Source organism: Variovorax paradoxus, assembly GCF_030815975.1.
Lineage (GTDB): Bacteria > Pseudomonadota > Gammaproteobacteria > Burkholderiales > Burkholderiaceae_C > Variovorax > Variovorax paradoxus_N.
The window spans coordinates 1,569,157-1,588,486 of sequence record NZ_JAUSXL010000002.1; the positions used below are offsets into that span (position 1 = coordinate 1,569,157).

The following is a 19,330-nucleotide window of genomic DNA, read 5'->3' on the forward strand; positions in this document are numbered from 1 at the left end:
TATATCGTTTTCGGTTATGAGCGCGGCTGCTTAAAGTCCGGCCCATCCTGAACTCACCGATGCGATCGCCGCCATGAATGCACCCCACACGAGAATTCCGTTCCACCTGGCCTTTCCTGTTCGCGACATTGCCGAAGCCCGCGCCTTCTACGGCGACCTGCTCGGATGCCCCGAGGGCCGCAGCGCACCCGAGTGGGTCGACTTCGACTTCCACGGCCACCAGATCGTGGCGCACCTGGCACCCGACGAATGCGGCCACAAGGCAAGCAGCGCCGTGGATGGCCACGACGTGCCGGTGCGCCACTTCGGCGCCATTCTTCCGATGGACCAATGGCAGGCGCTGGCCGACAAGCTCGTCGCGCGCCAGACCAAGTTCGTGATCGAGCCCTATATCCGGTTCAAGGGCGAGCCGGGCGAACAGGCGACGATGTTCTTTCTCGATCCGTCGGGCAATGCCATCGAGATGAAGTCGTTCGCGAACCTCGATTCGCTGTTCGCCGTCTGAAGGCGCCGCGTGAAAACACACTTGCTCATCACCGGCGCCACTGCCGCGGCGCTCCTGCTTTCGGTTGGAAACGCCTGTGCGCAAACCGACATCCTGAAGAAGATCAGGGAGTCCGGCGCCATCACCATGGGTGTGCGCGACGCCTCGGGCGCCATGTCCTTCACCCTTGGGCCGGGCAGCTACACGGGCTTTCACGTCGAGGTCTGCGAGCGTGTCATCGCGGACCTCAGGAAGGCGCTGCAGATCGAAAAGATCAGCGTGAAGTACCAGCTGGTCACGCCGCAGAATCGCATTGCCCTGGTGCAGAACGGCACCGTCGACATCGAGTGCGGCACCACGACCAACAACGCGGCGCGCCAGAAAGATGTCGCGTTCGCGCCCACGCTCTATGTCGAAGGGGTTCGCATTGCCGTGAAGGCAGCCTCCGGCATCGTGTCTGCCGCGCAGTTCTCCGGCAAGGCCGTGGCCGCGACAACCGGCACCACTTCTGTCCAGCTCCTCAGAAAACTCAAGCGCGAGGGTGCGGGCGAGATCGCGGAAGTGCTTGCCAAGGACAACAGCGAAGGCTTCCTGCTGCTCGAATCGGGCCGGGTGGATGGCTTCGCGGCCGATGGCCAGATCCTTGCCACGCTGATCTCCAAGAGCAGGGAGCCGGCGCAGTACAGGCTGCTGGACCAGGTTCTCAGCGTCGAGCCGATCGCGATCATGCTTGCGAAGGGCGACCCCGCGTTCAAGAAGCTGGTCGACCAAAGCGTGGTGTCGCTGGCCAGGAGCGGAGAAGCCGCGCGGCTCTACGACAAGTGGTTCATGCAGCCCATTCCGCCCCACAACTCGAAGGTCGGGCTGCCGGCCAGCGCCTTGACGAAGGCCGCCTGGGCCAGTCCCAGCGACAAGCCGATGGAAGAATACGAAGCGAGATAGTGCGTGCCACGCATGATCCGAAGCGATGAATCATTGAACCAGGCATCGATTCTTGAGATGCTCGGTTCATGATCAACGAACTCAGAACCTTCATCGCCGTCTGCCGCCACGGAACCTTTGCGGCCGCGGGAGACCGGATCGGCCTGACGCAGTCGGCGGTCAGCAGCCAGGTCAAGCGGCTCGAGGAAGCCCTGGGGTTCGAGTTGTTCGAGCGGACCGGGCGCTCCGCCACCCTGAATGCGGCCGGCCAGACGACGCTGGCGCGTGCGGAGGAGATCTGCGCGCTCTATGCCAAGCTCGGCGAGCTTCCCGATGACGCCGCGAGCGGCGGGCTGCTGCGCATCGGCGCCATTGCCTCGGCGCAATCGACGCTGGTCGCGCGGGCGCTTGCCAGGCTGCGCAAGGCACAGCCGCTGCTGCGCGTCCATGTGTCGCCCGGCGTGTCGATGCGGCTGATGGACGAGCTCGACGCAGGCACGATCGATGCAGCGGTGATCATCCGGCCGCCGTTCGGCATTCTTCCGGAGCTGGCGTGGCAGCCGCTGGTGCAGGAACCGTACGTGCTCATCGCGGCCAAAAAATTGCCGGGCAAGGACTGGCGCGCACTCCTCCAGGAACAGCCCTTCCTGCGCTACGACCGCGCATCGTTCGGCGGCCGCATGGTGGAAAGATTTCTTCGTCGCGAAGGCATCGCGGTCAACGATTCGATCGAACTGGACGAGATCGCCGGGCTCATCCACATGACGTCCAAGGGGCTGGGCGTTGCGCTCGTTCCGCTGGTCGAGGCGCACCTTCCGCTGCCCGCGAGCGTTCGCATGCTCTCGCTCGGCGAGCTCACGTTCCACCGCGAGGTGGGCCTTCTGCAGCGCAAGCCGCGGGCCAGCCCGCCTGCCGCCGCGCAGTTTGCGCAGTGCCTGCGGGAAGCCGCTCAATAGACATCGCGCCGATAGCGGCCCTCTGCAACCAGGTCTTCGTAGACCGCCGAACCCAGCACCTCGCGCAAGGCCAGGTCGACGCCCGGCGCCATGCCTTCGAGGCTGCCGCAGACGTAGACCGCGGCACCGCTGTCCACCCATTGGCGCAGCTGGCCGGCCGCCTCGCGCAGCCGGTGCTGCACGTACAGGCGCTCGGCCTGGTCGCGCGAGAACACCAGGTCGACGCGCTCGAGCGCCGCGGCCGCCTGCCACTGCGCGATGTCCTCGGCGCAGAAAGCATCGTGCGCGGCGTTCCGCTCGCCGAACACCAGCCAGTTGCGCCCGTGGCCTCGCCGCACGCGCTCGCGAAGATGGGCACGCAGGCCGGCAAAGCCGGAGCCATTGCCGATGAAAACACAGGGAACTTCGTCGTCGACGAGTGCGAAAGCGGGATTGGGCAGCAGGCGAAGCTCGACCGTTGCATCCAGCGGCGCGCCCTCGGTCAGCCAGCCCGAGGCCACGCCCATGCCATCCGCGTGGCGCGCCTGGCGCACGAGCAGCTGCACGCAGCCGTCGGCCGCGATCGAGGCCACCGAATATCGCCGCGGCGCGAGCGGCACCAGCATGTCGGCCAGCGCCTGCGCGCTGGCCGCCGGTGCGGCGGGAAGCATGCTGCGAGCCAGCGCGTCTTCGAGCGTGCACTCGCGGCCATCGCAGCGCACGCGGGTTCGCCCGTCGAGCGCGGCGCGGCGCAGGAATTGCTCGACAGCGTGGGCGGGCTGGCGCGGCAGCAGTTCGGCGAGCGCGCCCGGCGCCCAGGCGGCCGCGCCGGAATGCGCGAACTCGATCTCGAACAGCGGATCGCCCTGGCTGCCGGCATTGAGCAGGGTCCGCCGCACGAGGCGCCAGGGCTCGAAAGGAGCCGCCTTCGGTTCATGCGCCTTCCATGCGCCAGACTGCACTTCGAACGCTTCGGCCAGCGACTGCTGCCAGCGGGCCAGCGCACCGGCATCGCCGTTGTGCACTTCGATCATCGGGAACAGCGCCTGCGCGCCGTGGCCGCGCAGGTCGTGGTCCAGCGCCCGGCCGAAGCCGCAGAAGTTGGCGTAGTGCCTGTCGCCCAGCGCGAGCAGGCCGTAGTGCACATGCTGCAGGCCGGAGCCGGTCTGCCGCGCGAACTGGCGCGCAAAGGCGCGCAGGCTGTCCGGCGGATCGCCATCGCCGAAGGTGCTGGCCACCAGCAGCACCTTGCGGTAGCGCCGCAGCGCATCCACGCTCAGGCGGACCAGCGGCTGCAGCACCACCGCGACGCCGGCCGATTGCAGCACCGCGGCCGTCTGCAGCGCGATGCGCTCCGCCTGGCCGGTCTGGCTGGCAAAGGTGAGCAGCACGGGCTCGGCGCCGGGCCCGTCCGGCCGCAGCGCGGAGCCGAGCCGCATGCGCTCTTGGCGCACGGCCCGCTTCGTGCGCCGGCGTCCGAGATAGAGCATCCACCCCGTGACCGCGAACAGCGCCAGGCCCAGGCTGCTGAGCAGCATCACGATGCGGCCCGGCAAGCCCCAGTAGGTGCCCATGTGCATCGGATAGATGCTGTTGACCAGCCGGCCCGCCAGCGGCTTGTCGGCATAGCGTTCATGCCGGGTGGCTTCGCCCGTGGCGGCGTCGAGGTAGAGGCGGTTGCGTGCGCGTTCGTGCTCGGGGTTGGCACGCAGGTAGGTCGCCTCGACCTGCGATGCGTTGCGCGCCGGCAGGCGCAGCGTGGCCTGGCTCCAGTCGCCGCCGGCTTCATCGAGGAAGGACTGCCACACGCGCTGCAGGTCGGGCGCCGGCTGCGCCCTGGCAGGCGCGCTGCCGGCCTGCATGCGCTGCGCGCGGACCACGCGCCCTTCGCCGGCGGCCTCGTCGACCATCGAGCGCACGGCGTCGAAGCCCCAGTAGATGCCCGTCAGGCTCGAGACCAGGTACGCCAGCAGCGCGACGGTGCCGGCCACCGCATGCAGGTTCCAGAGGAAGGCGCGGCCACCGAGCGCAAAGTCCAGCTTCAACCAGGCCCGCCATGCGAGCGGCCGGCGCGGCCAGCGCAGATAGAGGCCCGACAGCGCAAGCACCAGCAGCCCCGCGGCCAGCGTACCCGTGACGGGCTTGCCCGCATCGCGCGGCAGCAGCAGCCAGCGATGCAGGTGCTCGACAAACTCGAAGAAGGCCTCGCCCGTGGGCACGGACAGCAGCGCGCCCGTCCAGGGATCGGCCAGCCGGACTTCGCCCTGGCGCTGGCCTTCGGGCGGCGCGAAGTTGATGCGCGCCGGCCGCCCGGGTTCGGCGAACACCGTGAGCGCGGCGATGCGCCGTGCCGGCTCCGCCGCCTGCACCTGCGCCGCGAGCGCCGCGGGCCGCAGCGCTGCCACGCCGGTCGGATTGGGGATGTGGCGCAGCCCGGGATTGATCGCGTCGACGATCTCGGCGCGAAAGGAGAGCACCGCGCCGCTCAGGCCGATCACGACAAGCACGCTGCCGGCCGTGATGCCGATGAACCAGTGGATCTGGAACCAGATCCGTCTCAGGAGAGCCATGGAAAAAACCGAATGAGGTGGAGGGGCCGCTGTTGCCTTTGCGGAGCCGTTCAGAGATCGACCTTGAGCGTCGCCTTGATGCTGCGCGGCGCGCCCACGGCCAGCCGCGTGCCGGCCGCCGCCCAATAGCGCTTGTCGGCCACGTTGTCGATGTTGACCTGCCACAAGGTGCGCTTGCCGAACAGCTGCGTCACGTAGCGCGCGCCCAGGCCGAAGAGGGTGTTGCCGCCGATGAAGGCCTGGTTCAGGTCGTCCACCGGACGGCGGCCCGTGTAGTAGGCCCCCGCGTTGACCGAGAGGCCCGGCACCGCGGCAATGTCGTACGAGAGGAAGGCGCTGGCCGTTTGTTTGGCGGTGTTCTCGGGCATCTTGCCGTTGTATTGCGCGTTGATGCCGCGGAACTCGGCATCGAGCGACTGGGCCGACAGCTGCCAGGCGAGCGCGCGCGTCAGGCGGCCCTGCGCCGAGACTTCGAGCCCGCGGTAGCGCTGGCGCCCGTCGGCCACGAAGGTGTTGGCGCTGTTGGTGTAGGCGCCGGGGCGTTCGATGTCGAACAGCGCGCCCGACAGCAGCAGGCCGCCATCGGTGAGCCATCGCAGGCCGATTTCCTTCTGCTTGCTCACGCCGGGCGGCATGTGGGCGTTCTGGTTGGCGGTGCCGGCCGGTGCGATCTCGCCTTCTTCCACGCCCTCTGCATAGGAGACGTAGCCCACCAGCGCGGGCGTGAACTTGTAGCTCAGCGCAACGAGCGGCGTGGTCTTGCGCACGTCGTAGGCGATCGACGGAATCGTGGCGCTCGCGCCCTGCGTGCTCTCGTAGTGGGTGCGGCGCAGGCCGGCCACCAGCTGCCACTGCGGCGAGAAGGTGATGCGGTCGAGCGCATAGAGCCCGAGTTCCTCGCTCTCCTGGGCGCCGGTGGTGGGCCGGGTCGGCCGCGCCGTCAGCGGCAGGTAGCCGATGGGAACCGGGTTGTACAGGTTCTGCACCGTGCTTGCGCCGCCGTAGTTGCGCTGGAAAATCGGGTCCTGCGTCTTCTTGCTGCGCGCGGCGCCGAGCGTGAGTTCATGCTGCACGCTGCCGGTCGAGAAGGTGCCGAACAGTTCGGTGCGCAGCAGGTCCGAGGTCTGCTTCAGGCTCTGGTCGTTGCCGGTGATGCGGCCGGCACCCGTCAGCACGTTGTAGTTGCTGAAGCTCGCAAGCCGGCGGTCGCGCTCGGCTTCGGAGTGGCCGGCTTCCACGGTCAGCGCCCAGTTGCCGCCGAGCGAATAGTCGGCGCAGCTGGGTGTTGGTGACTTCGGCATCGAACACGGCCCACGGCGGGCCGAGCAGTTTGTCGGGGTTGGGCAGGGCGGGCAGCGCGATCACTCCGTTGACGGCCGCGAGCCGGGCGATGCCCGCCTGCTCCGTGATGCGCTTGCGGTAGTTCTCGATGTCGGCCTTCAGCGTGAGCCGGCTGTTGACGCGCCAGTCGAACGCGGCCGACACGAACCTGCGGTTGCCGTCCACACCGTCGATGCTGGAGCCGATGCGCCCGCCCGCCGCGTTGACCCGCAGCCCGTACTGCTGCTGGTCGCCGAACTGGCGTCCGAGGTCGACCAGCGCCTGCGCCGAGCCGCGGTCGTCGAGCGTGAGGCCGACGGTGCTCACGGGCGTGCTGCCCGCGCGCTTGGTCACGAGGTTGACGATGCCCGCCGGCGTGGTGAAGCCGTAGTAGAGCGCCGACGCGCCCTTCAGCACCTCGACGCGCTCCTTGTTCTCCATCGGAATCTCGGAGACGTTGGGAATCGCGAGCGAGCCGTTGAGCCGGTAGTTCGTCCGGTTCTCCACCGCGATGCCGCGGATCACGAGCTGGTCGAAGGTGTCGCCGCCGTTCTGCTGGCGCGTCACGCCGGCCGTGTTGCGCAGCGCCTCGTAGATGCTGGCCGCGCCCTGCAGCTCGAGCACCTCGCGCGTGACGGTGTTGACCGTGGCGGGCACGTCCATGATGCTGGCGCCGCGGAAGGTGCCGGCCTCCACCGTGTTGGCGACGAAGCCGGTGGTCGCGCTGGATTCCACCGTGACGGTGCCGAGCTGCCCGCGTGCGTCGGCAGCGGCGGGCTCGTTGGCTTGCGCGTAAGAGAAGGTCCCCGCGAGCGCGAGAGGCGTTGCCAGAAAAAACTTGTGCATGGGAAGAAGCAGGGGCGGGCGCTGCGCCGATCGGCGCGGGCAGCACCCGGAAGGAATCGTGCGGACGGGGGCGCCATTCTACCGATGCATTTGAGAATCATTCGCAGACCTCCCCTGCTGGCGCATCGCAGGGGGTAAGCCCTGTGAGGCGATGTCGTCACGCTTGATACGATTTTTGCCGGAACGCCCTCATCCAGGGCACTGGGAACAAGATGGATTCGAGCAATTCAGGCACGGCGCTGTACCGCGTCATGGTGCGCATCCGCGCCTTCGAGAACGCCGCCGAAGCCGCGAGCCAGGGCGGCGTGAGCGCCTATGGCCAGCAGGCCGCCGGCGCGGCCAAGGTGCGCGGGCCGCTGCATCTTTCGACCGGGCAGGAGGCGGTGCCCGCAGGCGTCTGCGCGCACCTGCGGGCCAGCGACTACCTCACCTCCACGCACCGCGGCCACGGCCACACGCTGGCCAAGGGCGCGGATCTCGCCCGCATGATGTGCGAGCTGTTCGGCAAGGCCAGCGGCTTCAACGGCGGCAAGGGCGGCTCGATGCACATCGCGGACTTCTCGGTCGGCATGCTGGGCGCAAACGGCGTGGTGGCCGCGGGGCTGCCGATTGCCGTGGGCGCGGCGCATGCGCAGAAGCTGCTCAAGGCGGCGCCGGGCCGCTCCCAAGCCGCCTTGCCCCCCCCGGGGGGAGGCCACGGCTTGCCAGGGCCAGGGGGCTCTGGTGCGAACAATGACATCACGGTCTGCTTCTTCGGCGATGGCGCGATCAACCGCGGCCCTTTTCTCGAAGCGCTGAACTGGGCCCGCGTGTACGACCTGCCGGTGCTCTTCGTCTGCGAGGACAACCGCTGGAGCGCCACCACCGCGAGCGGCCCGATGACGGCGGGCGAAGGCGCATCGGCGCGCGCCGCCTCGATGGACATCGCGGCCACGCAGGTCGACGGCAACGACGTGTTCGCGGTGCACGAAACCGCCGCACGGCTGGTCGCCGAAGTGCGCAGCGGCGGCGGACCGCGGCTGCTGCATGCACTGACCTACCGCGTGAAGGGGCATGTGTCGGTCGACCTCGCGGCCTACCGCGATCCGGCCGAACTGGCGGCCGCGCTCGAAACCGATCCGATCGCGCGGGCGCGTGGGCACCTGCTCGCAGCCGGCGTGGGTGCGGCCACGCTCGACGCCATCGAGAACGCGGCGCGCGACGAGGTCGATACCGCACTGGCCATCGCCGATGCGGCGCCCTGGCCTGAGCCCGGCGCCGCCTTCACCGACGTGCAGACCGTCGGAGCAGGGCAATGGTATTGATGATGATGAAGGACCTCAGCTATTCCGAAGCCGCCGTGCTCGCGCTCCAGCACGAGATGCAGGCCGATGCGCGCGTGGTCGTTCTCGGCGAAGACGTCGGCCGCGGCGGCATCTTCGGCCAATACAAGGGCTTGCAGCAGGCCTTCGGCGCCGAGCGCGTGATCGACGCGCCGATCAGCGAGGCCGCGATCATGGGCGCCGGCGTGGGCATGGCGCTCGCGGGCCTCCGGCCCGTGGTCGAGATGCGGGTGGTCGACTTCGCGCTCTGCGGCATGGACGAGCTGGTGAACCAGGCCGCCAAGAACCGCTTCATGTTCGGCGGCCAGGGCCGCGTGCCGCTGGTGGCGCGCATGCCCGGCGGCATCTGGGACGCCTCGGCCGCGCAGCATTCGCAGTCGCTCGAGGCCTGGTTCGCGCACCTGCCGGGCGTGGTGGTGGTGAGCCCGTCGACGCCGCAGGACAACTACAGCCTGCTGCGCGCCGCGCTGCAGTGCGGCGACCCGGTGGTCTACATCGAGCACAAGACGCTCTGGGGCCTGCGCGGCGAAGTGAATGAAGACCTCGCCGTACCGCTCGGCAAGGCGCGCCGCGTGCGCGAAGGCCATGCGCTCACGCTCGTGAGCTGGAGCAAGCAGATGCAGGCCTGTGCCGAGGCCTGCGACGCACTGGCCGCCGAAGGCATCGCGGTCGACCTGATCGACCTGCGCACGCTCTGGCCCTGGGACCGCGAGACGGTGCTCGCGTCGTGCGCGCGCACCCGGCGGCTGCTGGTGGTGCACGAGGCGGTGCAGGTGGCGGGCTTCGGCGCCGAGATTGCAGCCAGCGCCGCGGAGGCCACGGGCTGCCGCGTGGCGCGGCTCGGCGCGCCGCGCATTCCGGTCGGCTATGCGCCGGTGCTGGAGGCGCAATCGCGCGTCGGCCCCGAAGCCATCGCGGCGGCCGCGAGAAAACTGCTGGGCTGAACCGCGGCGCCGCGCCATGGACCCGCTGTTCTTCAAGCTGGTGCGGGTGGTCAATCTCACGGCGCGGCCCTTTCACGAGAAGGTGGGCCGCGAGCACCACCTCACGCTCAACGAATGGCGTGCCATGGCGGTGCTCGGAGCGCAGCCGGGGCTCAATGCCACGCAGATCGCCGATCTCACCGGCCTCGACAAGATGGCGGTGAGCCGCGCGCTGGCCGGCCTGAAGCGCCACAAGCGCGTGCAGCACCTGGGCGACCCCACCGACCGGCGCCGCAGCCGGCTCTATCTCACGGCGGCCGGCAAGGCGCTGCACGAAACCGTCGGCATGCTCGGCCGGCAGCGCGAGGCCGCGCTGTTCGAGGGCATCGAGGCCGGCGAGCTTGCCCGCCTCGATGCAACCCTCGACAAGCTCATTGCCGCCGTCCAGCGCGCCGGATAGCCGTCAGGCGGCGAAGCCGCCGTCGATGTTGAGGCTGGCGCCCGTCACAAAGGCCGCTTCAGGGCTCGCGAGGTACGCCACCATGCCGGCGATTTCCTCTGGGCGCCCATGGCGGGCCAGCGCCATCAGCCCGTGCATTGCGGGAGCGTTCGGGCCGTCGACCGGGTTCATGTCGGTGTTGACCGGGCCGGGCTGCACGTTGTTGACCGTGATGCCGCGCGGGCCAAGGTCGCGCGCGAGGCCCTGCACCAGTCCCTTGAGCGCCGACTTGCTCATCGCATAGGCGCTGCCGCCGGGCCAGGGCATGCGCTCGGCGTTGGTGCTGCCGATGTTGATGATGCGGCCGCCTTCGCCCATGTGGCGCACGGCGGCCTTGGCCGCCACGAACACGGCGCGCACGTTGATGTCCAGCGTGCGGTCGAAATCCTCGAGCGAAAAATCTTCGAGGGTGCCGGGCAGGAAGACGCCGGCGTTGTTGACCAGCACGTCGATGCGGCCGAGCTTGCGCGCGGCCTCGTCGATGCCGGCGGTGAGCGCGGCGGCATCGGCGCTGTCGATCTTCAGCGCCAGCGCGCGGCCGCCTTCGGCCTCGATGCTGCGCACGAGTTCGTCGGCCGGGGCGCTCGAGCTGGCATAGCTGAAGGCGACGGCGGCGCCGTCCTGGGCCAGGCGGCGCACGATGGCGGCGCCGATGCCGCGCGAACCGCCGGTAACGAAAGCGGCCTTGCCCGTGAGAACAGGGGAAGTGGGTTTGTTGCTGAGTGCCATGGTGATGATTTCCTGTCGGTTGTGAGATGGAAGACCTTCAGTGTCGGGATTCAATTACCGTCCCGGTAGCCATCAATGGGTCCAATCAAATTCAACCATTGGTTGAAAATGAACCCATGGAACCGCTCAATCACCTCCAATCCTTTGTGCAGAGTGCCGAAAGCGGCAGCTTCTCGGCCGCCGCCCGCCGGCTTGGGCTCACGCCGGCCGCGGTCAGCAAGAATGTTGCGCGGCTCGAGGCCCGGCTGGGCGTGCGGCTGTTTCAGCGCAGCACGCGCCGCCTGACGCTGACCGAAGGTGGGGAGCGTTTCCTGGGCCAGATCGGCGGGGCGCTGGCCACGCTGCAGGACGCGGTGGCCGGCCTCTCGAAGGACGACGGCCAGCCCGCCGGCACGCTCAAGGTGAGCATGGGCCAGGCCTTCGGCCGCGAGCACGTGCTGCCGATGATGGGCGACTTCCTGGCCCGCTATCCGTCCATCCTGCCCGACTGGCACTTCGACAACCAGCAGGTCGACCTGGTGGGCGAAGGCTTCGACGCGGCCATCGGCGGCGGCATCGAGCTGTCGCCCGGCGTAGTGGCGCGCGAACTGGCGCGCATTCATGTGGTGGCGGTGGCCGCACCGGGCTACCTGGCCGAGCGCGCACTGCCGGCGCAGCCCGCGCAACTGGCGCAGCTCGACACGCTGCTGCGCCGCTCCTCGCCCACGGGCCGGCTTCGCAGCTGGACGCTGCAGCATGCGAACGGCGACCAGGCCACGGTGGAGCTGCCGCGGCCGCGCGCGATCTTCAACGACCCCGAAGCCATTGCGCATGCCGCACTCATGGGCCTGGGCGTGGCCATGCTGCCGATGCCGTTCGTCGAACGCGGCCTCCGCAGCGGCGAGCTGGTGCGCCTGCTGCCCGAGTGGCACTTCGACGCGGGCGCGGTCTGGCTCTACTACCCGAGCAAGAAGCTGCTGCCCGCGAAGACGCGCGTGTTCATCGACTTCGTGCTCGAGCGTTTTCGCAGCGAGCGCTTCGCAGAGCGGATGCAGGTGGCATAGACCAGTGTTCCCACGGGGTTTTTACCCGCCATGCGCGCGGCGGTTCCCCTGTACAAACGCCCGCATGACCTCTTCAAATTCCAAGACGAACCGCCGCGCCGCACTGGCCGCTTCCGCCTGCGCCATCGCCCTTGCGGCCACCCCTTCCTGGGCCCAGAGCACCTGGCCGAACAAGCCGGTGCGCATCGTCGTGCCCTTTGCGGCCGGCGGCACCACCGACATCCTGGCACGCGCCGTCGCGCCCGAGCTGTCGAAGGCATTCGGGCAGCAGTTCATCGTCGACAACCGCGCCGGTGCGGGTGGCAACGTGGGCGCCGAACTCGTAGCGCGCGCGCCGAACGACGGCTATACGCTCTTGATGGGCACCGTCGGCACGCACGGCATCAACCGCGCGCTCTATCCCAAGCTGCCGTTCGACCCGATCAAGGATTTCGTGCCGATCACGCTGGTGGCGGCGGTGCCGAACGTCATGGAGATGAACGCCGACAAGGCCAAGGCGCTGAACATCCGCAACGTGCAGGACTTCATCAAGTACGCCAAGGCCAATCCGGGCAAGCTCAACATGGCCTCGAGCGGCAGCGGCACCTCGATCCACCTGGCGGGCGAACTCTTCAAGAGCATGACCGGCACCTTCATGGCCCACATCCCGTACAAGGGTTCGGGCCCCGCGCTGCTCGACATGGTGGGCGGCAACGCCGACGTGATGTTCGACAACCTGCCCTCCTCGATGGCGCAGATCAAGGGCGGCAAGCTCACAGCGCTGGCCGTGACCAGCGCCAAGCGTTCGCCGGCCCTGCCCGACATTCCCACGGTCGAGGAAGCCGGCGGCCCGGCTCTCAAGGGCTACGAGGCGAGCTCGTGGTTCGGCCTGCTGGCGCCGGCAGGCACCTCGCCCGAGATCGTGAACCGGATCCAGCAGGAAGTGGCCAAATCGCTCGGCACGCCCGCCATCAAGGAAAAGATGCTCGCCCAGGGCGCGATTCCGAGCGGCAATTCACCGGCCGACTTCACCAAGCTGATTGCCAGCGAGCACGTGAAGTGGGCGAAGGTGGTGAAGGACTCCGGCGCGAAGGTTGACTAACCCCCAGGCTGCGTTCAGGTCTTCCAGGTCACGTCTTTTTTATCGGCCAACGAATCCCTGAGCATGTGGAGCAGCGGGGCTGCGCGCTGGTGCAGGCCCACGTGCTGCTTCTCGGCCTCGTTGGCATGGCCTTCGACGGCGTAGTCGTCGTGGTTGTGCGGATTGCTGGCCTCGCGTGCCAGCGCGGATTCGAGCGCCGCGATGGCGGCGGGAATCTGCTCGAGGGTGATGATGCCTTTGGGCGCGAGCGGCTTGCCGACGATGTCGAACAGCTGGCGGGCATGCACCTCCAGCATCACGAAGTCAGGCGAGGCCCGGGACTGGAATCGGTACAGCATGGTTGTTCTCACTCACTTGTAGATGTAGTCACGGGCAAAAGGGTACACCGATTGCGAACCGCGCAGAACACCGTGCTCGACCCGGCCGTCGGGCTTGGTCGAAAGCATCTGGTGCAGTGAGATCCAGCCTTGCTCGAAGCTCATGGCCGAGCCCGCCAGGTAGAGGCGGTAGGCCCGCAGGATGCGCTCCGCGTTCTCGCCCTGGCGGCCGCCCGCGCGCGCGAGCACTTCGCGCGCCGTGCCGAGCTGCGCCTCGAGCGCGTCGGACCAGGCCCAGAGCGTGCGCGCATAGTGCGGGCGCAGGCTCTCGGTGTCCACCATCTCAAGGCCCGCGGCGGCCGTCTCGCGCAGCACATGCGTGACGTGCAGCAACTCGCCGCCCGGAAAGATGTACTTCTCGATGAAATCGCCCATGCCCGCGCCCAGTTGCCGGTAGTCGAGCTGGCCCGAGGTGATGCCGTGGTTCAGCACCAGGCCGCCGGGCTTGAGCAGCGAATGGATCTTGCGGAAGTAGGTGGGCATGTTGGCCGCGCCCACGTGCTCGAACATGCCGACCGACGAGATCTTGTCGAAGGGCGCGTCGGCGGAAAGCTCGCGGTAGTCGCGCAGTTCCACCCTCACGCGGCCCTGCAGGCCCTTTTCCTCGATCAGGCGCTGCACATGCGCATGCTGGTTCTTCGACAGCGTGATGCCGGTGGCGTCCACCCCGTAGTGCTCCGCCGCCCACAGCAGCAGCCCGCCCCAGCCGGAGCCGATGTCCAGAAAACGTTCGCCGGGCTGCAGCATCAGCTTGCGGCAGATGTGGTCGAGCTTGGCCTCCTGCGCCGCTGCCAGCGTCAGCTCGGGAGTGCGGAAATAGGCGCACGAATACACCCGACGCGGGTCGAGCCACAGCGCGTAGAAATCGTCGGAAACGTCGTAGTGGAACTGGATCTGCTCGGCATCCTTGTGCAGCGAATGCGAGTTGTGGGACTTGGCCAGCCGCAGCAGGCGGGTCCACCAGGTGGTGTTGGTCTCCGCCGGGTTGCCGGGCAGCATGCCCACCGTCGCGTCGATCAGGTCGCGCATCGCGCCTTCGATCTGGACCCGGCCTTCCACATAGGCTTCGCCGATGGCCCCCACCTGGTGCGCCGCCAGCTTGGCCAGCGCCGACCACTCGCTGAACGCCAGGGTGACACGGAACCCCGGCTTGGCAACTCTTCGGCCATCAGGCAGTTCCAGCGCGATGGGCACGGGCAGCGACGCAAGCTGCGACTCGATCTTGGGTATCAAGCTTTGCATGGTGAGCCGATGGTATTGATTTTTTCAGTTTTTTGCATGACACCCACAGCACGTCGGGTACCCCGGCGGGAATGACCCCGTTGACACCAGATTGTTTATGCTTAAACTATTCAATCATGAATAGCCTCACCGGCGGCCCTTCGGCCGCACCCGCCATGGACCTTCAACGCATCCTGTGCATCGGCGGCGGCCCCGCGGGCCTGTACTTCGCGCTGCTGATGAAGGCGCGCAACCCGGCGCTCGACATCACCGTGGTGGAGCGCAACCGCCCCTTCGACACCTTCGGCTGGGGCGTGGTGCTCAGCGACCAGACGCTCGCCAACCTGCGCGCGGCCGATGCCGAGACCGCGGCGCTGATCGGCAGCGAGTTCCACCACTGGGACGACATCCAGGTGTTCTTCAAGGGCCGGCAGGTACGCTCGGGCGGCCACGGCTTCTGCGGCATCGGCCGCAAGCGCCTCCTGAACATCCTGCAGGAACGCTGCCTCGCGCTCGGCGTGAACCTGGTCTTCGAAACCGACGCCACCGACGACCAGGCGATTGCCGCGCAGTACAACGCCGACCTGGTGATTGCCAGCGACGGCCTCAACAGCCGCATCCGCCAGCGCTATGCCCACGTGTTCAAGCCCGACATCGACCTGCGCAACTGCCGCTTCGTGTGGCTGGGCACGCACCAGACCTTCGACGCCTTCACCTTCGCCTTCGAACAGACCGAGCACGGCTGGTTCCAGGCGCATGCCTACCAGTTCGACGACAAGACCTCGACCTTCATCGTCGAAACACCCGAGGCCGTCTGGAAGGCTCATGGGCTCGACCAGATGGAGCAGCCCGAGGCCATTGCCTTCTGCGAGAAGCTGTTCGCCAAATACCTGGGCGGCCATTCGCTGATCAGCAACGCCACGCACCTGCGCGGCTCGGCCAACTGGATCCGCTTTCCGCGCGTGGTGTGCGAGCGCTGGACGCACCGCATCGACGTGCAGGGCCGCTCGGTGCCCGTGGTGCTGATGGGCGATGCGGCGCACACGGCGCACTTCTCGATCGGCTCGGGCACCAAGCTCGCGCTGGAAGACGCGATCGACCTGGCGAACGAATTCGCGCAAGGCGGTACGGTGGACCACGTGCTCGAGGGCTACGAGGCGCGCCGCAGCGTCGAGGTGCTCAAGATCCAGAACGCCGCGCGCAACTCCACCGAATGGTTCGAGAACGTGCCCCGCTACACGGGCATGCAGATCGAGCAGTTCGCCTATTCGCTGCTCACGCGCTCGCAGCGCATCAGCCACGAGAACCTGCGCGTGCGCGACACGCAATGGCTCGGCGGCTACGAGCAGTGGCTCGCCGGTGGCAAGAGGGCCATTCCGCCGATGCTGATGCCGTACCAGGTGCGCGGCCTCACGCTGAAGAACCGCATCCTGGTGTCGCCGATGGCCACCTACAGTGCGGTCGACGGTGTGCCGCAGGACTTCCTGCTGGTGCACCTGGGCGCGCGTGCGCTCGGCGGCGCCGCGATGGTGTTCGTCGAGATGACGAGCCCGACGCCCGAAGGCCGCATCACTCCCGGTTGCACGGGCCTGTACAACGACACGCAGCAGTCCGCATTCAAGCGCATCGTCGACTTCGTCCACACGCAGTCGAGCGCGAAGATCGCCATGCAGCTCGGCCACAGCGGCCCCAAGGGCTCGACGCGCGTGGGCTGGGAAGGCTCCGACGAGCCGCTGGAAAGCGGCAACTGGCCGCTGCTGGCCGCGAGTGCGGTGGCCTACGGCGAACAGAACCAGCTGCCGGCCGCGATGACGCGCGAGCAGATGGAGTTCATGCGCGACCAGTTCGTCGACGCCACCCGCCGCGCCGCCGAATGCGGCTTCGACTGGCTCGAGCTGCACTGCGCGCACGGCTACCTGCTGTCGGCCTTCATCAGCCCGCTGACCAACCTGCGCACCGACGAGTACGGCGGCGGCATCGAAGCGCGCTGCCGCTACCCGCTCGAGGTGTTCCGCGCCATGCGCGCCGCATGGCCGCAAGACAAGCCGATGAGCGTGCGCATCTCGGCGCACGACTGGGCGCCCGGCGGCAACACCGACGCCGACGCGGTCCTGCTGGCGCGCCTTTTCAAGGAAGCTGGCGCCGATTTCATCGACGTATCGTCGGGCCAGACCACGCGCGCCGCCAAGCCGGTGTACGGCCGCATGTACCAGACGCCGTTCTCGGACCGCATCCGCAACGAGGTCGGCATCTCGACCATCGCGGTCGGCGCCATCACCGACGCCGACCAGGCCAACAGCATCATCGCGGCCGGCCGCGCCGACCTCTGCGCCATCGCCCGCCCGCATCTCGCGGACCCCGCGTGGACGCTGCACGAGGCCGCCAAGCTGCAAAGCCGCGACGTCGATTGGCCGAAGCAGTACCTGAGCGGGCGCGACCAGATGTACCGCGAGATCGCCAAGCAGCAGCAGATCGCCGCGGCTGCGAGTGCGGCCATCGCCGCGCAAAACACCGAGGAGACACACTGACATGGACCTCGAAGCACGCGCCCACAGCGAGCACCCCGAGGCCCTGCGCCTCTGGCTGCGGCTGCTTACCTGCACCCAGCTGATCGAGAAGCAGGTGCGCAACGAACTGCGCTCGCAGTTCGCCACCACGCTGCCGCGCTTCGACCTGATGTCGCAGCTCGAGCGCTCGCCCGACGGCCTGAAGATGAACGAGCTCTCGCGCCGCATGATGGTGACGGGCGGCAACGTCACCGGCATCACCGACCAGCTCGTGACCGAAGGGCTGGTCGAGCGCATCAACGTCGAGGGCGACCGCCGCGCCTGGCGCGTGCGGCTCACGGCCCGCGGCCGCAAGCTCTTCAACGAGATGGCGCAGCAGCACGAGGACTGGATCGTCGATGCCTTCGCGGCCCTCAGCGCCAAGGAGATCGCGCAGCTGCACAAGCTGCTCGGCAAGGTCAAGCAACACTCACACAGCCAGATGGCGGAGGCCGAATGAAGCATTACATCGGCGCGGGCAATCCCATGCGCGCGCAATTCGAGGCCAAGGCGCCTTACGTGGCGAAGCACTTCGCATGGCACTGCGAAGCGGGCGTCGGCACCATCACGCTGAACCGCCCCGAGCGCAAGAACCCGCTCACCTTCGATTCGTATGCCGAGCTGCGCGACCTGTTCCGCGCGCTGGCCTATGCGACCGACGTGAAAGCCATCGTAGTCACCGGCGCCGGCGGCAACTTCTGCTCGGGCGGCGACGTGCACGAGATCATCGGCCCGCTCACCGGCATGCGCATGCCCGAGCTGCTCGAGTTCACGCGCATGACCGGCGACCTGGTGAAAGCCATCCGGCATTGCCCGCAGCCGATCGTCGGCGCCATCGACGGCGTGTGCGCCGGTGCCGGCGCGATGATCGCGCTGGCCTGCGACCTGCGCTACGGCTCGCCGGCCACGCGCACCGCCTTCCTGTTCACGCGCGTCGGCCTCGCCGGCGCCGACATGGGCGCCTGCGCATTGCTGCCACGCGTGATCGGCCAGGGCCGCGCGTCGGAACTGCTGTTTACCGGCCGCGCAATGACGGCGCAGGAAGGGCAGGCCTGGGGCTTCTTCAATGCGCTGCACGAAAGCGATGCATTGCTCGAAGCCGCCACCAAGGTGGCGCGCGAACTGGCCGAGGGCCCGAGCTTCGCGCACGGCATGACCAAGACCATGCTGTCGCAGGAATGGTCGATGACCATCGACCAGGCCATCGAGGCCGAAGCGCAGGCGCAGGCGATCTGCATGCAGACCGAGGACTTCAAGCGCGCCTACGAAGCGTTCGCGGCCAAGCGCAAGCCCGTGTTCGGCGGGGACTGAAATCATGATGACCAGGATCCCTGCGCCGCCTTCGACATCGCACCTCGCGCTGCCGTTCTTCGACGAAGCGCATCGCGCGCTCGCGAGCGACCTGCTGCCCTGGTGCGCCGCGCAGGACGTCGACGAGCGCGACGACCGCGCGGCCTGCCGCGAATGGGTGCGCCGCCTCGGCGATGGCGGCTGGCTGCGCTACGCCGTGCCCGGCAGCGCCGGCGGCGCGCTCGCGCGCCTCGATTCGCGCGCGCTCGTGCTGCTGCGCGAAACGCTCGGCTACCACTCGCCGCTGGCCGACTTCGCGTTTGCGATGCAGGGGCTGGGCAGCGGCGCGATCACGCTTGCGGGCACGCCCGAGCAGCAATCGCAGTACCTCACAGCCGTGGGCAAGGGCGAGAAGATCGCGGCCTTCGCGCTCAGCGAACCCGACGCGGGCTCCGACGTGGCGGCAATGGCCATGCGCGCCGAACCCACCACCGATGGCTGGCGCCTGAACGGCGAAAAGACCTGGATCAGCAATGGCGGCATCGCCGACTTCTACTGCGTGTTCGCGAAGACCGATCCCGCGGGCGGCACGCGCGGCATCACGGCTTTCATCGTCGATGCGGCGGCGGCCGGGCTCGACACCTCGCAGCACATCGACGTGATGGCACCGCACCCGCTGGCCACGCTGCGCTTCGAGAACTGCATCGTGCCGCGCACGGCGCAGCTCGGCGAACTCAACGGCGGCTTCAAGCTTGCGATGCGCACGCTCGACATCTTCCGTGCATCCGTTGCAGCGGCAGCATTGGGCATGGGGCGCCGTGCGCTCGCCGAAGCCATTGCGCACGCGAAGGGCCGGCGCATGTTCGGCCAGACGCTCGCCGACTTCCAGCTCACGCAGGCCAAGCTTGGCGAGATGGCGGCGCTTATCGACAGCGCCGCGTTGCTCACCTACCGCGCCGCGTGGATGCGCGACGACGCCGAACAGCGCGGCGCCCCCGCAGTGGGCGATGTATCGGCCGCCGCGGCCATGGCCAAGATGTGCGCCACCGAGAACGCGAGCCGCGTGATCGACATGGCCCTGCAGATGCACGGCGGCCTCGGTGTGAAGGTCGGCACGAAGATCGAGAGCCTCTACCGCGACATCCGCTCGCTGCGCATCTACGAAGGCGCGACGGAAGTTCAACAACTGATCATTGGCAAATCCGTTTTGCGGGGATAAGTAC

16 protein-coding genes and 1 pseudogene are annotated in these 19,330 nt (G+C 68.3%); 12 read left to right on the plus strand and 5 right to left on the minus strand.

Annotation, left to right across the window (positions count from 1 at the left end; translation table 11 throughout):
* Positions 1-73: 73 nt before the first annotated feature.
* From QFZ47_RS11160 to QFZ47_RS11170, 3 genes are all read left to right on the plus strand, one after another.
* Complete coding sequence (locus QFZ47_RS11160; protein WP_307655698.1) at positions 74-505, plus strand: VOC family protein; 432 nt, start codon at positions 74-76, stop codon at positions 503-505.
* A gap of 9 nt (positions 506-514) precedes the next feature.
* The gene (locus tag QFZ47_RS11165; protein WP_307655699.1) at positions 515-1,426 is read left to right on the plus strand and encodes an amino acid ABC transporter substrate-binding protein; all 912 of its coding nucleotides are present in this window, start codon (positions 515-517) and stop codon (positions 1,424-1,426) included.
* Between the two features lie 68 nt (positions 1,427-1,494).
* Positions 1,495-2,361 carry a LysR family transcriptional regulator gene (locus QFZ47_RS11170; RefSeq protein WP_307655700.1) on the plus strand — a complete coding sequence of 289 codons (867 nt, stop codon included), beginning with the start codon at positions 1,495-1,497 and terminating at the stop codon, positions 2,359-2,361.
* On the opposite strand, the gene QFZ47_RS11175 is transcribed toward QFZ47_RS11170, so the two are convergent.
* Positions 2,355-4,910, minus strand: a complete 2,556-nt coding sequence (locus QFZ47_RS11175; protein ID WP_307655701.1) for a PepSY domain-containing protein — start codon at positions 4,908-4,910, stop codon at positions 2,355-2,357. The genes QFZ47_RS11170 and QFZ47_RS11175 overlap by 7 nt on opposite strands.
* A gap of 50 nt (positions 4,911-4,960) precedes the next feature.
* Positions 4,961-7,076: pseudogene (locus QFZ47_RS11180) on the minus strand (TonB-dependent siderophore receptor).
* A gap of 212 nt (positions 7,077-7,288) precedes the next feature.
* Here QFZ47_RS11180 and QFZ47_RS11185 point away from each other — a divergent pair.
* Genes QFZ47_RS11185 through QFZ47_RS11195 form a run of 3 tightly spaced genes read left to right on the plus strand, consistent with a single transcriptional unit; the run spans position 7,289 to position 9,781 of the window.
* Positions 7,289-8,380, plus strand: coding sequence for a thiamine pyrophosphate-dependent dehydrogenase E1 component subunit alpha (locus QFZ47_RS11185; protein WP_307655702.1), 1,092 nt, complete (start codon positions 7,289-7,291; stop codon positions 8,378-8,380).
* Complete coding sequence (locus tag QFZ47_RS11190) at positions 8,380-9,342, plus strand: alpha-ketoacid dehydrogenase subunit beta (RefSeq protein ID WP_307658927.1); 963 nt, start codon at positions 8,380-8,382, stop codon at positions 9,340-9,342. Before QFZ47_RS11185 ends, QFZ47_RS11190 begins: the two co-directional genes overlap by 1 nt.
* Positions 9,343-9,358: 16 nt before the next feature.
* Positions 9,359-9,781, plus strand: a complete 423-nt coding sequence (locus QFZ47_RS11195; protein WP_307655703.1) for a MarR family winged helix-turn-helix transcriptional regulator — start codon at positions 9,359-9,361, stop codon at positions 9,779-9,781.
* Positions 9,782-9,784: 3 nt separating this feature from the next.
* On the opposite strand, the gene QFZ47_RS11200 is transcribed toward QFZ47_RS11195, so the two are convergent.
* On the minus strand, positions 9,785-10,549 hold the full coding sequence (locus tag QFZ47_RS11200) for an SDR family oxidoreductase (RefSeq protein ID WP_307655704.1): 765 nt from the start codon (positions 10,547-10,549) through the stop codon (positions 9,785-9,787).
* Positions 10,550-10,665: 116 nt separating this feature from the next.
* Between QFZ47_RS11200 and QFZ47_RS11205 the strand changes: the two genes are divergently transcribed.
* Together QFZ47_RS11205 and QFZ47_RS11210 are read left to right on the plus strand one after the other, a co-directional pair.
* Positions 10,666-11,592, plus strand: coding sequence for a LysR family transcriptional regulator (locus tag QFZ47_RS11205; protein WP_307655705.1), 927 nt, complete (start codon positions 10,666-10,668; stop codon positions 11,590-11,592).
* Positions 11,593-11,656: 64 nt separating this feature from the next.
* Entirely contained in the window at positions 11,657-12,673 is a 1,017-nt protein-coding gene (locus QFZ47_RS11210; RefSeq protein WP_307655706.1) for a Bug family tripartite tricarboxylate transporter substrate binding protein, read from the plus strand.
* 14 nt (positions 12,674-12,687) lie between these two features.
* Here the strand turns inward: QFZ47_RS11210 and QFZ47_RS11215 are convergent, their stop codons facing one another.
* Positions 12,688-13,011 (minus strand): DUF1840 domain-containing protein, encoded by a 324-nt coding sequence (locus QFZ47_RS11215; RefSeq protein WP_307655707.1) that lies wholly within the window; start codon positions 13,009-13,011, stop codon positions 12,688-12,690.
* 12 nt (positions 13,012-13,023) lie between these two features.
* Positions 13,024-14,292 (minus strand): class I SAM-dependent methyltransferase, encoded by a 1,269-nt coding sequence (locus QFZ47_RS11220; RefSeq protein ID WP_307655708.1) that lies wholly within the window; start codon positions 14,290-14,292, stop codon positions 13,024-13,026.
* A 155-nt stretch (positions 14,293-14,447) separates the two neighbouring features.
* Here QFZ47_RS11220 and QFZ47_RS11225 point away from each other — a divergent pair, with 155 nt between their 5' ends.
* Genes QFZ47_RS11225 through QFZ47_RS11240 form a run of 4 tightly spaced genes read left to right on the plus strand, consistent with a single transcriptional unit; the run spans position 14,448 to position 19,326 of the window.
* Positions 14,448-16,799, plus strand: coding sequence for a bifunctional salicylyl-CoA 5-hydroxylase/oxidoreductase (locus QFZ47_RS11225; RefSeq protein WP_370880633.1), 2,352 nt, complete (start codon positions 14,448-14,450; stop codon positions 16,797-16,799).
* Position 16,800: 1 nt separating this feature from the next.
* On the plus strand, positions 16,801-17,277 hold the full coding sequence (locus tag QFZ47_RS11230; protein WP_015867787.1) for a MarR family winged helix-turn-helix transcriptional regulator: 477 nt from the start codon (positions 16,801-16,803) through the stop codon (positions 17,275-17,277).
* Positions 17,274-18,128 carry an enoyl-CoA hydratase family protein gene (locus QFZ47_RS11235; protein ID WP_307655710.1) on the plus strand — a complete coding sequence of 285 codons (855 nt, stop codon included), beginning with the start codon at positions 17,274-17,276 and terminating at the stop codon, positions 18,126-18,128. Before QFZ47_RS11230 ends, QFZ47_RS11235 begins: the two co-directional genes overlap by 4 nt.
* 4 nt (positions 18,129-18,132) lie before the next feature.
* Positions 18,133-19,326, plus strand: a complete 1,194-nt coding sequence (locus QFZ47_RS11240; protein ID WP_307655711.1) for an acyl-CoA dehydrogenase family protein — start codon at positions 18,133-18,135, stop codon at positions 19,324-19,326.
* The last annotated feature ends 4 nt before the right edge of the window (positions 19,327-19,330 follow it).